The following is a 14539-nucleotide window of genomic DNA, read 5'->3' as shown; positions in this document are numbered from 1 at the left end:
AGCCACCCTTTAGACTGGGGGCTTAGCTTGCTCAGTGTTACGGCATCGGCTCAACGCAGAGCTGACTTGTCGGCGTGCAAAAGTGGAATGACCCGATGACACCAGCCCCATACCCAAACGATCCCACTGCTATATCGCGGTTGTCGCTACGCCCCGCTAGGCGCGATGATCTTGCTCAGTTGCAAAGGATCTGTTTGCTTACCGGGAAAAACGGTAGTGATGCGACACCGCTGTTTAATCACCCCGGTTTGCTGAGTGATTACTTTTGCTCTGCCTACCTTTATTACTCGCAAACTAGCAACTGGGTGGTAGAAGCGGATGCGGTGATGGGCTACCTGGTATGTGCGCTGGATACGCGCGACTACAATGCTTGGCTGGAGAATGATTGGCTGCCTGCACTGCGCCAGCGCTATGCTCAGCAACTGACTTGTAACAGCCAGTTTGAGTCCTTCTTGCTTGAACTGATACATCAGCGACCACCACTGCCAACTTGGGTGGATGACTACCCCGCGCACCTACATATCGATTTGCTACCCGAAGTCCAAGGCCAGGGCTATGGCAGGTTGCTTATTAATACATTATTGGAAAGTCTCAGGGAGCAAGCAGTCAGTGGGGTTCACCTTGGGGTGGGGAAAGCCAATCCCAAAGCGATTATGTTTTACAAGGCGATGGGCTTTGAGCTGATCGAAGAAGATCAGTATGCCTTGTTGCTTGGTCAGCGCTGCTAGGCGCAATCGGTCGTAGGTGCAATCTGTCGCAGGTAATGGCGAGTATGGCTGTTTTTGTCGCGAGTTGGTGTCGTTGAACAAGCTTAGCGGGGTGGTCAACGTGAACTGCAATGGTGAAGCATTGCACTGAAAATGTGCGCCATGAGAGGGCGGTTGCTTAAGGCGTTAACTATATGCGGGCATATGTCTTAGTGATATTTTTATCCAAATGAGTTTATATGCAGCGTGACTCGCGTTTTCTCTGGGGTTTATGCAGTGCTTACCCATAAATTTGAATCTACTTAAAATATTTATCAGTGTTACTGCAACTTGGTCTGCTCTATGCAAACAGTGTAAGTGCAAGCAGGCAAAGGTGCTGTTAGACAGGACCAACAAGCACTTAAGCCAGGGGGGCTTGCATTTAATACAGTGGAGGGTGTGATTATGGTTTCAAGTTTTCGTGGTGCGTCAGGTGTGAGCTTCCGTCCAAGCCAAACGGAAAAGAAAAAGCGCCCTGAACAGCATAAGGCCTAGTCGCTCAGCGACAAGCCAACAAAAGATTCAATATTGCAGTGAGTCGATAGCCTTGTAACGAGGCCACAGAAGAACACAACATAGCGACCAGTAAAGCTGGCGAACAAGGGGGAAAGCAGGGTAGCCGCTTCGGTGGTTGCCCTGCTTTTTTTCTATTTTTGGCTACTTACGAGGTGATGAAAATTTTATCAATGGCAAAATAACTTAACGTAAACGATTAAGATCGTAGTTTCTGTTTTTGCTACTGCTGTAGGTTTACTCGGCATGCCAGACTAGGCCTTGGAATCCACTCACAAAGGAAGTTCGAAAAGGATGTCGAATCAGAATCACTCCGCTTGGTCGCGACTGTCTTGCGCGGCGCCATTTCTCCTTGCTGTTACCCTCAGCGCTTGCGGCTCCAGTGGCGGCAATGGCTCTGCGTCCAGTAACGCCGTGAACCTCGACTCGGCTGCCATGAACTGGGAGTTAGTTTGGAGTGACGAGTTCACTGACGCGGAGTTAGATAGCAATAAGTGGACCTTCGATTTGGGTAATGGCTTTACCATAAATGGTGAGTACATCAGCGGCTGGGGAAACAATGAGTTGCAGTACTACACCGCCAACTCGGGCAACCTAAGTATTACCGAGTCTGGGCAGCTGCGAATCCAAGCACTGGTGGAAGCCACCATAGATGCCGGTAATGTATTTGATTACAGCTCTGCTCGGATTAAAACCCAAGGGCTATATATGCCGCGTTTTGGCCGGGTGGAAGCGCGTATCAAACTGCCCGTAGGGCAAGGCTTGTGGCCCGCATTCTGGATGATGCCGCAGGACAATGTCTACGGCACTTGGGCCGCCTCGGGTGAAATCGACATTATGGAAGCGAAGGGCAGCAACCCCGCTGAGGTGCATGGCACCATTCACTACGGTGGCCAGTGGCCGAACAATACCTATACCTCTAATAGCTACACCTTTAGCGAGGGCGGTATAAACGATTACCACGTGTATCGGGTAGATTGGCTGCCGGGTAAGATAGTTTGGTATGTGGATGATGAGATCTACGCGACCCAGACTAACTGGTACACCTCGGGAGCGGATTTCCCAGCCCCCTTCGATCAGCACTTTTACTTGATCCTCAACCTCGCGGTGGGTGGCCACTACGATGGCGATCCGCAATCCGATGCTATCTTTCCAGCGCAGATGCTGGTGGATTATGTGCGCGTTTATGATGCGCCAGAGCTGGCAGAGTATCGCCAGTAATGCTTGCTGAGCGCGTACTTCGCTTGCAGCCATAAGTATCAATAGCTTCTGGTATACAGTGGCAACTGCACTTGCCACTGTACGAAAATAAAGTCCTACCGCCGGTGGGCGCGCGTCTATGCTTAGTTGCAGAGTCTGGCACTGAAGGATGAGCAGGTATGGCGATTCAACTCGAGGCAGGGCAGCAATCTATAAAATCGCGGGCCGCTGTAGCGTGGGGGCCCAAGCAAGCACTCAAGATGGAGCAGGTTGATGTCGCCCTTCCCAAGGCGGGCGAGGTGTTGGTGCGCATTGTTGCCACCGGCGTATGTCACACTGATGCCTTCACGCTGAGCGGCGAAGACCCGGAGGGGATCTTCCCTTCAATCCTTGGTCATGAGGGCGGGGGTATCGTGGAGATGGTCGGCGAAGGCGTTAGTAGCGTCGCGGTGGGCGATCATGTGATTCCCCTCTACACCGCCGAATGTGGCGAGTGTAAGTTCTGTAAGTCCGGTAAGACCAATCTGTGCCAAGCGGTGCGTGAGACCCAAGGCAAGGGCTTGATGCCCGATGGCACCAGCCGCTTCTCCATCAACGGCGAACCTATCTATCACTATATGGGCTGCTCAACCTTCTCTGAATACACCGTGCTGCCGGAGATATCACTGGCCAAGGTCAATAAGCAAGCGCCATTGGAAGAGGTGTGCTTACTCGGCTGTGGCGTGACCACCGGGATGGGGGCGGTGCTGAACACCGCCAAGGTGCAGCCGGGGGATAATGTGGCTATCTTCGGCCTGGGTGGCATTGGCTTGTCGGCGATTATCGGGGCGCGTATGGCGGGTGCCGGACGGATCATCGGGGTCGATATTAATGAGAGTAAGTTCGAGCTAGCGCGTCAGTTGGGGGCTAGCGATGTGGTCAACCCTCAAAAACTGGACAAGCCCATCGTTGATGCCATCATCGAGATGACCGACGGCGGGGTGGACTATTCGTTCGAGTGCATTGGTAATGTGAACGTGATGCGCCAAGCGCTCGAGTGTTGCCATAAGGGCTGGGGTGAGTCGGTGATTATCGGTGTCGCGGGTGCGGGCCAGGAGATCTCCACCCGGCCGTTCCAGTTGGTGACCGGCCGGGTGTGGCGAGGTTCAGCCTTTGGTGGAGTGAAGGGGCGCAGCGAGCTGCCAGGTATTGTCGAGCGCTATATGGCGGGCGAGTTTGGCCTGCAAGAGTTTATTACCCACACCATGGGCCTGGATGAGATCAATCATGCCTTCGAACTGATGCATCAAGGAAAGAGCATCCGCTCCGTTATCCATATGTAGCGTTGTAGCCGAACACGCATCCAGAGCTTGTTCGGGTATACATAAACTAAAGGAATAGGTTATGGGCTTAACGCGAGTTAATCACTATCAGGTATTTGCAGGGACGCTCAGTCAGTACGTCCACTCCTCAAGTGTGCTCAACTGCCAGATGCGATTTTCGGTGTTCCTACCTCCCGGTGTCACCCAGCATCAATCGTTGCCGGTTGTCTATTGGCTGTCGGGGCTCACCTGTAGCGACGAGAACTTCAGCCAAAAAGCGGGGGCGTTTCGAGTGGCTGCCGAGCTTGGTTTAGCGCTAGTAATACCTGATACCAGCCCACGTGGCGATAACGTTCCGGATGATGAGGGCTATGACTTAGGACAAGGGGCGGGCTTTTATGTGAATGCCACTGAAGCGCCTTGGAGCGAGCACTATCAGATGTACGACTATATCTGGGAAGAGTTGCCAGCGCTGGTAGAGGCGCAGTTGCCGGTGGGTAGCAAGCGTGCGATCAGTGGACATAGCATGGGCGGGCATGGCGCCTTGGTGATTGGCCTGCGCAATCCTGAGCGTTATCGCTCCATTTCTGCATTTAGCCCCATCGCCAATCCCTGCAGTTGCCCATGGGGAAACAAAGCCTTGGAGGCCTACCTAGGTGGCAACAAGCTTAATTGGCTAGAGTACGATGCCTGTGAACTGTTAAAGATGGCGCCATCACCGCTGCCAATTCTGGTCGATCAGGGCGAGGCTGACGACTTTCTTGAAGAGCAGCTCAAGCCTGAGCGCTTAAAAGCCGCGGCGGAGCACAACAACTCACCTCTCGAGCTGCGTATGCAGGCCGGCTACGACCATAGCTACTACTTTATCTCGAGCTTTATTGAAGACCACCTGCGTTTTCATGCTTCCTACTTATTTGATTAAGCAGTTGACTAAACGGTTTATTAATATTCATGTAATTAGCTATTGGCATTGGTGGTGCGCTATATTAGCAGATCTTAAGTCTGGATATTTATCAAGCCTATGCCTGCCCTGCCTTTTATTTATGCCCCCTCAATTTTGCTATCTTGTTTGTTTATCTCCTTTATTTAATTGCTTAATTGCTGTATCTATTTATTTGTAATTGATCACGTTTACATTTCAATAAAAACAATCCCGGTATTTGCTGAGTTACTTTGAGGATACTTGTATATTCCACTGTTTATGTTTGGCATAGGCAGTAAATATAATCAGCTACTTAAATATAGGGATAGGGATTGTGACTAATGTTAAGTTCATACCGTTTTTTCTATCGTTGATATTTGTCCTGTCTGCCTGTGGGGGCAGTGGCGGCGATGACAACGATGGAAAGAAAGACGAGATAATACTCAGCCCACAGATCGAGGTGAGCAAAAACCCGGTCAAGGTTGGTGAAATTGTGACGCTCAACGGTGATAGCTCAACGGCTGAAGGTGATGAAATCGCTAGCTATCAGTGGGACGTTGAGACCAAGCCATCGATCTTCGGCAGCGAGGCTAATTACAGTTTTAGCGAAGCGGGCGCCTATAAAGCGACCCTGACTGTGCGTGGTGAGTCAGGCCAGCGCGCCCAGCAGCATACCATTATCAATGTCACCGCATCGGAATACCAACCGCCACTTATTAGCATTAGCAACCCCGGTGGCTTTGAGGTAGAAGTCGATGAACTAATTGAACTAAGTGCTACACAATCGACATCTCCCAATGGTTATATTGTCGACTACCTATGGAATGTTGAGGGTGCCGAATACACGACTGAGAATATTTCATTTAGCTTCTCTTCGACTGGGCGTAAATCGGTGACTTTACAAGTAACTGATAATGTCGACATATCCACCATCGAAACCCTTTATTTTGATGTAAAGGAAGAAAATGTCGAGCCGGGTAATGAAAAGCCGGTTGCGATTATTGATGGTGCCTCTGCGGATGGCTATGAAGTGGGTGATACTCTTACGCTTAATGCCAATAAATCCTACGATAATGACGGGGCAATCGTGCTTTATCAATGGAGCGTTGAGGGCAAGCAATATACCGGTTCTAGCATGAGCCATACACTGGCCAATGCGGGCAATATCAAAGTAAGCCTGAGCGTGACTGACAACGCTGGCGCGATTGATACGGCTGATATCACTGTCAAGGTGGTTGATGGTGGTTCGGGCAGTGGCCCTGACCCAATCAACCCGGTTGCCAGAATCTCTCCATCCGGCACGGTTTCAGCCGACAAAGGTGCGCTACTTAACTTTGATGCCAGTGGATCCACTGCTGGCGCTGGTGATACCCAGGCCTTGAGCTTTGTGTGGAGTAGCGGCGAAACGACGGCCAGCATCAGCAAAACCGTCACCCAAAGCGAGCAGCTGTGTGTCACGGTTAACAGCGCCACTGGCGGTAGTGACCAAGCTTGTGTGTACATCCAAATGAAACAGCCACCGGTTGAGCCAAGCTCAACGCAGGTTTTCTATCAAGGCTCGCATAGCCATATCTACTTCTGGCTAATGCAGCCTAGCGTGGCAGATGTGAGCTGGCCGGGTGTCAAGATGGAAGAGCTCGATGATGGCTGGAAGATGTACGACTTTGACGTACTTGTCGACTCCGGCAACATCATCTTCAACGCAGGTAGTGACGCGGACAAGACCGGCGATCTGACCTTCGATGCCAGCAAGCCATGCTACAAAGGCGGCAGCTGGCAAACCTTGGAAGCTTGTGGTGCGCCGGGTGGTTCTGATACCACCGCGCCCGTTGTAGAGGCCTCTCCAGCTGCCGGTATCTACGAGCAGACTCAGCTGCAGGTTACCCTTAACATCATCGATAAGGACCCGCAGGCGAGCGCTTTCTACACCTTGGATGGCTCAGCGCCCACCACTAGCTCGCAGCGTTATACCGGTCCTATTACCATCAGCGATCAAGGCGATGGCGTGGATGCGACAATCAAAGTGATTGCCATCGACACCGCTGATAACCTTTCTCAGGTCTACGTGTTTGAGTACCGCCTGAATGAAGAACGCCCAGACACCGAAGCGCCGGTGGTTTCGGCTTCACCTAGTCCGGGTACCTACCCAGTGGCGCAAGAGGTGAAGCTTACGGTGAGCGATAACGCCGATCCTAACCCCGTTGTTTACTACACCACCGATGGCTCAGAACCTTCAACCAGCTCGAAGATATACGCCAACGACACCATCGTAGTGAGCGATGTGAATGACTCGGGTGTGGACATGGTGATCAAAACCCTGGCGGTGGATGCGGCTGGCAACCAAGGTCGTCAAAGCTTCTCCTACACCATCGGCGATGCCGGTCTGGGTGATAAGTTTGCCACTAACCCCAATGGTGGCGTGGGCAAGTTCAGCTCTGGCATGAACGTGAGCTGCTCACAAGAGCGCTCTGATGGTTTTGGTGATTGGTCAGAAGATACGCTGATTGCGCAAAGCGTGGGCCTGTCGGATGCTAAGTCTTTCCGAGGCATGCATGAGTACCCATCGTATGATTCCTATGCGCTGTATGCGGCTTGGGATGATAACAACCTTTACTTGGGTTGGCAGTTTGTTTATCTGAACGATGTTGCGGATCCGGCTAACAACGGCGGCAACGAAGCACGTCCTAGCAACGGTGATATTCCACAGATGCTGGTGTTTAACACCGATCCAAGCAAAGCCAGTGTGGGTGGCCAAGCCAGTGGTGATGATATCTGGGCGGCCTCTACCTTTAAAACCTTCGACTTGTCGATGGGCCTCGACACCATTGCGATGTTCTCGAGCAAGTGTGGTGTAGGCGAGCCCGCGCTGTTCTATATGGCGGGTGATGGCTTCTTTAACTACGACGACACACTTGGCTTTAACAAGGGTGGCATCGTGTTTGGCGCGGTACAAGGCGCGTTGCCTAAGCAAATCTGGGCGCAGAAATGGCAGTGGGGCGAGTACACCCCTGACAAGCTCAGCGATAGCGAAGGCTGGATGGATTACATCGCCGCCGGCCACGATACCGATATGGACTGGTTCTATGAGATGAAGATCCCATTCAGTGCGCTGGGTATCGATCGCCAGTATCTGGAATCAAAAGGCATCGGTGTTATGCATATCTCCACCTTTGGTGAGGCGGCGATTGCCTCAGTACCGTTCGATCCAACGACGGTGGACAATGCGATGGAAGCCTACGATAAGGATGAGTCCAGCTCGGCAGAGAAGAACGATGTAGATTACTTTACCGTGCCAATGGCGCGTATCGGTAAGCTCTAGTCATTAAGTTCTCCGCAAAGGGGCGTCAGTCATTGTTCGGCTGACGCCCCTTTTTCGTAGTTGCCTCTCTGCGGGTTCGGGCTGAAGGCTCCCTAAGGGCTAGGCTAGCAATCGACGGTGACTAAGGTGACGGTGCAGTCGGGGTCGCCGAAGGAGTCGTAGATGATGTAGCAGCCTTGATTGGTGGGAACGGAAAACCCCGGGATGTCGTAGCCAACCAGCGTGTAGCGGTTGTTGAAAGTGCCGGTTAACCCACCCGACTCGCCCAAGGTGATAAAGTCAATCATGGTCAGCTGGTCTCCCAACTCCGCACGGCTTTCGGGGCAAAGATTGCGCCAATCTACCTCTGAGCTAAAGCCGCCAAAATCGACAACCGGTTGTACCGAGTTTCCGGGGTTGCTGGCAAACACCGTGTACCCGGCGATGACCGCCTTGGCTTTGACTAGGCCAATGGTTGAGCGCATGGTGCCCGCCACACCATTGAGCGCGGCGATCTTGGCATCGCGCGAGAGATTGAGAAACTTGGGGGCAGCTACAACGGCGAGTATCGCGATTAGCACGATAACGGCTACCAGCTCAATCAGCGTAAAACCACGTTGGGGTGAGGGCAAGTCCCTGCTCAACTAGTGATATCCTTATCAAAAAAATCTTGCGACAAGTATAGTCGCTGGTTGGAACTTGTCCTAAGTCCACATATGCTGAAGGGTTTTCACCTGACAGCATAGATAAGGCAATGATTGTAAAAGAACCAGCGAGATAGTTTCAACCATCTCCCTGGTTTGGCAGGAAATGCTGAAGAAGCTGAGGGGTTAAGCGACCGCGTTAACGCCGCTACGAGCCAGTTCGCCCAAGTCTTTATCAATGAAGAACAAAAGCTTACTGTCGTTTTCTACCAGCGCAATCTTATCCAGAATGCCTTTGAACAGCTTCTCTTCTTCGTGCTGCTCGGCCACATACCACTGCAGGAAGTTAAAGGTTGAGTAATCTTGGGCGGTGAAGGCGGTATGAGCCAGTTGGTTGATCTTCTCGGTGATCAACTGCTCATGGCTATAGATCTCCTCGAACATCTGCTGCATTGACTCGAAGTTATGTGGTGGCGCTTCGATAGAGCCTAGTACTGGCAGGGCGCCAGTCTCACTAACATAGTTGAACAGCTTGTTCATATGCTGCATCTCTTCATCAGCGTGGCCGCGCAGGAATAGCGCCGCGCCTTCAAAGCCCTTGTCTTCGCACCAGGCACTCATTTGCAGATAAAGATTGGAGGAGTAAAACTCGAGGTTGATTTGATTGTTCAGGCAATCGACCATGGCTTGTGCCAGCATTGTTACTTCCTTATTAAGTTGCTTGCCTTGATAGATGCCAGAGCTGTTGCCAAAAAGCAAATACTAACAACCTAAAATTAACCTAAATCAACAAATTGCAGCTTCAAGGCGGGTAGATGTAGTGGGTAACAGTAGGGGAGTTTGAGAGGGGCACGCAGCCTTGGACAGGCTGCGTGCTAAAGCAATGAGTTAGGCTTCTCCCAACTTAGGATTCGGACCGAAGCGGTTGTCTTCCTTGCTGTCCAGCAGAGTGAATACCAGCAGTACAACCCAACCGATGAGTGGGATGAAACCAATCAGCAGCCACCAACCAGAGCGATCGGTGTCGTGCAAGCGACGAACTGCCACCGCAATGCTTGGGATCAGTACCGCTAAGCTATAAATGATGCCTAAAATGGCTGTACCCAATACTCCATCAACCATTCCTAGGATGAAGCTGGCGATAATGTTAAACAGCGCAAACATCCAGTACTCTTTGCGGCGGGCGCGGCCCGAAAATACAGCGTACTTCTTAAGTACGGTTAGGTACCATTCCATTTTTTCTCCTTAAACGATATGGAAGTTATCAAAGCAATTTGCTAACGATAATCAGCTAGCCCGAAGCGGTATGGCATTCCGCTCAGTTATCAATGCTGGCCGATTTTATCTGTCTTTGTATCGTTTAACCAGCTGAATTCATTAGCTAAATATAACTATTTTGGTTAGTGATAAAGGCCTGTTTGTCAATCCGCCGAGAAAGCGAACAAGGCTCGCTTACTCGGCTGTTATCGGTTTGTCACTCCCCGAGTTGGTAGATGCCAACTCCATAGGCGGGTTGGTTGATGGACAGTATGCCGCTTGCATTGGTGCTTAAGCCGTCTTGACCAAAGCCCGACAGGGCTAGCAGCGCAGTGTTCGCTTGGCCCAGTTCAAGCGACAGGCTCTGTGCGCTACTACCATAGTTGAGCACAACCAGTACCTGTTGTTGCTCATGAACCCGCAAGAACGCAAGGCTGTTCCCCGAGTGGGACAGTAGTTGCAGTTCGCCATAGCGCAAAGCAGGGCTTTGCTTGCGCAGTTGGATCAGCGCTTTGTAGTGGCTGTGCAGCGATTCCGGATCGCCGATTTGATCGGCAACGTTAAACTCAGCCCGGTTGCTGGCTGGCTCGCGGAACAGCGATTCTGACTCGCTAAAGCCGCCTTCTGCGGTCCAACTCATAGGGGTACGCAGGCCCCAATCTCCGCCTTGGCTGTTGTGACCCATACCGATCTCTTCGCCATAGTAGATGAATGGTTGGCCGGGCAGGGTTAACAAGCTGGCGCTGGCCAGTTTGTAGCGCTCTATATCGCCGTCAAGCTGCTCATACACCCGGTCTCCGGCGAAGGCATCGTGGTTAGAGAGCAACAGCCCCATTCGAGATAGCGATGGCGACTGTAACCAGCTGATGAGCGATTGAGAAAAGGGCCCACCATTTTTCGCCGCTGCCATCAGCTCTGCATTCAGGTAGAACGCGCAGGCGTCATCTTGCGCTGCGGCGATGGAGGCGGATGAGTCCTCACACAGCATATAGCGGTTCTGATAGTCTTCCCTGACCACCTGTTTGACGGCAAACATCACGTCTTGGTTCTCGGGTTGTCCGAACTGCCCATCGCCGGGGCCGTTCTCCACCAAGTGGCTGGTGGCGTCGAAGCGGAAGCCATCGACAGCGGCATTCAACCAGTAACGGAGGTTGTTATGATGAAAATCGACCACCTGAGAGTTGCGGAAGTTAAACTCCGGCATGTTTGATTGGAACCAGCCGTAGTAGTAACCGCTTTGCCCCGGATGCCAAGGGGTGGGCGAATACCATGGGCCGCCCCAGTTGGTGGGCTGGGTGTTGCGCCACACATACCAGTCTCGTTTGTTCCCGGCGTTGTTATCGGAGTCGATAAACACCGGATGTTGGCCCGAGCTATGGTTGAGCACGTAATCGATGATAATCCCGATACCGCGCTGGTGAGCTTCGCTGATTAAACGATCGAAGTCTTCACGGCTACCGAAGTCGCGCTCGATGGCTCGGTAGTCGGTGACCTCGTAGCCATGGTCATTGTCGGAGCTCTGATTGATTGGCAGCAACCAGATCCCGCCGATGCCAAGATCTTGTAGATAGTCGAGTTGCTCTATCAGGCCGTTGATATCGCCGATCCCATCCCCGCTGCTGTCCTTGTAGCCGCGAACGTAGATCTCCATAAAGGTGGCACCTTGGTACCAGTTGGCGGGCATACCGGGTTGGTCATCAACGGCTACCGCGCTCATATCGACCAGATTTTCGGCTTCACCTTCAATGAAGGGGGGGGCTTCTCCCCCGCTGCTGCTGCCGCCGCAGCCAACTAGAGTTGCCAAAAGCAACCCCGCAATTCCTTGTTTGCTTGTATTCATAACGCTTCCTTTCCCATTTAATAGTTTTTGTATAAAGCGCTGATATTTTGACCATTTAGGGATAATGGCTAACAAGTTAATTATCGGTAATTGTGCATTGAGTCACTAAAGGTGTGGCGTGTGAGTCAAGGTGGTGGGAGAGCAGATAAGAGGAAGAAAGCTAGCGGAGGGTAAATGAGAAAGAGGGCTAACCAAAAAGAGCGGGAAGCCCCGCTCTTTGTCTACCAATGATGGCGACTTACCACTCGCCGGTGTTTTGCATGCTAGCCCACGGTTCTTGTGGTGCTAGCTTGTTACCTTTTTGCAGCAACTCCACTGAGACACCATCGGGAGAGCGAACAAAGGCCATGTAGCCATCGCGTGGTGGGCGGTTGATCACTACGCCATTGTCTTGCAGGTGTTGGCAGGCGGCATAGATGTCTTCTACCTGAATGGCGATATGGCCGAAGTTGCGGCCGCCGGTGTAGGTCTCGCTTTCGCCGTTTTCATCGGGCCAGTTGTAGGTCAGCTCCAGGCAGGGCGCTTTTTCAACTTTGGCGCGTTCGTAATCTTCCGGGGCCGCCAGGAAGATCAGGCTGAAGCGACCGCTTTCGTAATCATCGCGGGTAACCAGTTTAAAGCCCAGCAGGTCGCAGTAGAAATGTAGCGACGCATCAACGTCTTTAACGCGTACCATGGTGTGTAAAAATTTCATTGTTTCATCCTAATTTAAGTCGTTAGGTCTTGGTTGTTTAGGTAGTTCGTTGTGTTGGTTTAGCCTTGGGTAATCACCAGGTCAGAGCGCGGTTTACAACTGCACGCTAACACAAAGCCGTCTTGTTTATCTTGTTCGCTCAATCCGCTGTCTTCGATCACTTTCACCTCACCGGACTCGAGCTTGACCCGACAAGCGCCACAGAAACCGCCGCGACAGGAGTAGGGCAGATTGATACCGGCATCTTCTGCTTGCTCGAGCAAGGTCTGCTGGTCGTTACCTTGCACATAGCTGTCCCAGGAGTCGAACAGGATGTTGTGGGCGGTGGCCGGGGCATCGCTGGCGGCTTGCTCATCGCGATGTCCAAAGCTCTCTTCAAAATAATCACTCTCATGCAACCCTAGCGCCAGAAGCTGTTCTTTGGCGCTCTGCATAAAGGCCTGTGGCCCACAAACAAACACGCTGTGCTGCTCAAGCTCGGCCACATCCAGCAGCATGCCGCGATTTAGGCGGCCGGTATAGCTCTGCCAGTCACTGGGCGCTTCCCGGCTTAGGGTGTAGCGAATATCGATGTTATCGAAGGTGTTTAGATAGTCGAGTTCGGCGCGATTAATCAGGTCTTGCTCGCTGTGAGCGGAGTGCAAGAAGGTCACCTGATAGGGCAGCCGCCGGTCAACGATATTGCGCAGCATCGACAGCGTTGGGGTGATGCCGCTGCCGGCGCTAAGCATCAGCAGCCGTGGCTGGCTGGCACACTCGAGGTAGAAATCCCCAGCCGGCGGCAGTGCCTTTAGGTGCATACCCGCTTGGATATTGTCCAGTAACCAATTGGAAACCCTGCCGCCTTCAACCCGCTTTATGGTGAGCTCCAACAGCCCTTGGCGGCTGGGGCTGGATGACAGCGTATAGTTGCGATGCACCGGGTGGCCATCGATCTCGACCTCTATCGGCAGGTATTGCCCGGCCAGGTAGTGACAGCGCAAGCCATCGGGCAGGGCCAGCAAGATGCGTGATACATCGTGGGTGACCGGCTCTACTGCGACACACTCGAGGCGTTGCTGGCCGCTTTGCCACAGCCCGCTACTGGGCGGCTGCGCGCCGGGGCGTTTCGGGGCATGGTCGGGGTAGGCCTCGCCCTGTTGGGTTTCTAGCACCTCGATAGGGTCATAGAGGCTGATCTTACCTTTGTTCAGGGCAACCATATTCTGGCCAAAGTAGAGCTCGCCATCGGCGCCTTTGCGGTAGTTGGCCAGAGTGCGTAGCGGTTCATTCAGCTCGTTATATTGGCCGGTCTCAGGATCGAGAGTGGTGAACACGCAGCGTGAGCAGGGCTTGGTAATTTCAAACTCCACCTCTCCGATACGAATCCGCTTCCAGCTATCCTCGGCAAAGGGCTCGGTGCCCTTGACCACGATGTTGGGGCGAAACTGGCTCATGAGGATGTGATCACTGGCGCGCTGATTAAGATCATCCAGCGATGCCTGAGAGATAAGTAGCAACGGATAGCCATCGGCGAAGGCCACTTGGCTGTCGCGGCGCTTCACCTTGCGCTCGCTGTGCTTGCCGAAAAACAGCAGTTGGCAGTCCATGCCCAAATAGTCGCTAAACCACTGGTCGTAGTCACTGTTGCAGTGCTGCGCATCGATGGTGGAAGACCACACCTGAACTTGGGTATAGCGGGCGCTGAAGTGCTGATATTCCACATCCAAAGGTGGCATATCGGGGGCGCGCAGGTGCAGACCATCTTGCACCAGGGCGCAGTGGATCTGATTCAAACGGGGATGAGTGCGAGCGGTGAGAAACTTGCCTTCAGGGGTGGCAACCACAAAGCGGCGGTCGAAGGCCAAACCGTGCTCTTCCACGAGAGCGTGGTTCAGGTGCAGGCCGGTACAGGATTTTATTGGGTAAACACTGAGTTGACTGATTCTAGCTGTATTCACACGCAGTCCTTTGTATTTAAAGTGTTAGCCCGATTGTACTGAGGCTACTCCCTGAGAGCCAGCTTTGAACCATGAAGTTAGTGAGTCAGAAATAAATAAAGCCGATAGAGCGGCCTTGCGGCGAGCGAAACTGCTGCTTTTTTGATAGGCTAGGCCAACTGTAAAGCTCGAAAGCTCGCCAAGG

At 52.6% G+C, this 14539-nt stretch carries 11 protein-coding genes; 5 read left to right on the top strand and 6 right to left on the bottom strand.

Going from position 1 to position 14539, the window contains the following annotated elements:
- Window positions 1-194: 194 nt before the first annotated feature.
- The 5 genes from G462_RS21395 to G462_RS0101305 all read left to right on the top strand — a co-directional run bounded on the left by G462_RS21395 (window position 195) and on the right by G462_RS0101305 (window position 8001).
- Entirely contained in the window at window positions 195-728 is a 534-nt protein-coding gene (locus G462_RS21395; protein ID WP_051326442.1) for a GNAT family N-acetyltransferase, read from the top strand.
- Window positions 729-1553: 825 nt separating this feature from the next.
- The gene (locus tag G462_RS21390; protein ID WP_051326441.1) at window positions 1554-2480 is read left to right on the top strand and encodes a glycoside hydrolase family 16 protein; all 927 of its coding nucleotides are present in this window, start codon (window positions 1554-1556) and stop codon (window positions 2478-2480) included.
- Between the two features lie 158 nt (window positions 2481-2638).
- Window positions 2639-3781 (top strand): S-(hydroxymethyl)glutathione dehydrogenase/class III alcohol dehydrogenase, encoded by a 1143-nt coding sequence (locus tag G462_RS0101315; RefSeq protein ID WP_026957381.1) that lies wholly within the window; start codon window positions 2639-2641, stop codon window positions 3779-3781.
- Window positions 3782-3842: 61 nt separating this feature from the next.
- Window positions 3843-4682 (top strand): S-formylglutathione hydrolase, encoded by an 840-nt coding sequence (gene fghA, locus G462_RS0101310; RefSeq protein WP_026957380.1) that lies wholly within the window; start codon window positions 3843-3845, stop codon window positions 4680-4682.
- Between the two features lie 334 nt (window positions 4683-5016).
- Window positions 5017-8001, top strand: coding sequence for a PKD domain-containing protein (locus G462_RS0101305; RefSeq protein ID WP_026957379.1), 2985 nt, complete (start codon window positions 5017-5019; stop codon window positions 7999-8001).
- Between the two features lie 104 nt (window positions 8002-8105).
- Here G462_RS0101305 and G462_RS25025 read toward each other — a convergent pair whose 3' ends face one another.
- The 6 genes from G462_RS25025 to G462_RS0101275 form a co-directional block, all read right to left on the bottom strand.
- A complete protein-coding gene (locus tag G462_RS25025) occupies window positions 8106-8624 on the bottom strand; it encodes a pilus assembly FimT family protein (protein ID WP_026957378.1) in 519 nt (172 codons plus the stop codon).
- A 186-nt stretch (window positions 8625-8810) separates the two neighbouring features.
- The gene (gene ftnA / locus G462_RS0101295) at window positions 8811-9323 is read right to left on the bottom strand and encodes a non-heme ferritin (protein ID WP_026957377.1); all 513 of its coding nucleotides are present in this window, start codon (window positions 9321-9323) and stop codon (window positions 8811-8813) included.
- Between the two features lie 189 nt (window positions 9324-9512).
- Entirely contained in the window at window positions 9513-9860 is a 348-nt protein-coding gene (locus G462_RS0101290) for a DUF805 domain-containing protein (protein WP_026957376.1), read from the bottom strand.
- Between the two features lie 238 nt (window positions 9861-10098).
- Window positions 10099-11721 carry an alpha-amylase family glycosyl hydrolase gene (locus G462_RS0101285; protein WP_026957375.1) on the bottom strand — a complete coding sequence of 541 codons (1623 nt, stop codon included), beginning with the start codon at window positions 11719-11721 and terminating at the stop codon, window positions 10099-10101.
- Window positions 11722-11959: 238 nt separating this feature from the next.
- A complete protein-coding gene (gene gloA, locus G462_RS0101280) occupies window positions 11960-12415 on the bottom strand; it encodes a lactoylglutathione lyase (RefSeq protein ID WP_026957374.1) in 456 nt (151 codons plus the stop codon).
- 59 nt (window positions 12416-12474) lie between these two features.
- Complete coding sequence (locus G462_RS0101275; RefSeq protein WP_026957373.1) at window positions 12475-14355, bottom strand: hybrid-cluster NAD(P)-dependent oxidoreductase; 1881 nt, start codon at window positions 14353-14355, stop codon at window positions 12475-12477.
- Between the last annotated feature and the right edge of the window lie 184 nt (window positions 14356-14539).

The organism is Aliagarivorans taiwanensis DSM 22990 (assembly GCF_000429505.1).
Taxonomy (GTDB): Bacteria; Pseudomonadota; Gammaproteobacteria; order Enterobacterales; family Celerinatantimonadaceae; genus Aliagarivorans; species Aliagarivorans taiwanensis.
This window is presented reverse-complemented; position numbering and strand designations above follow the sequence as displayed.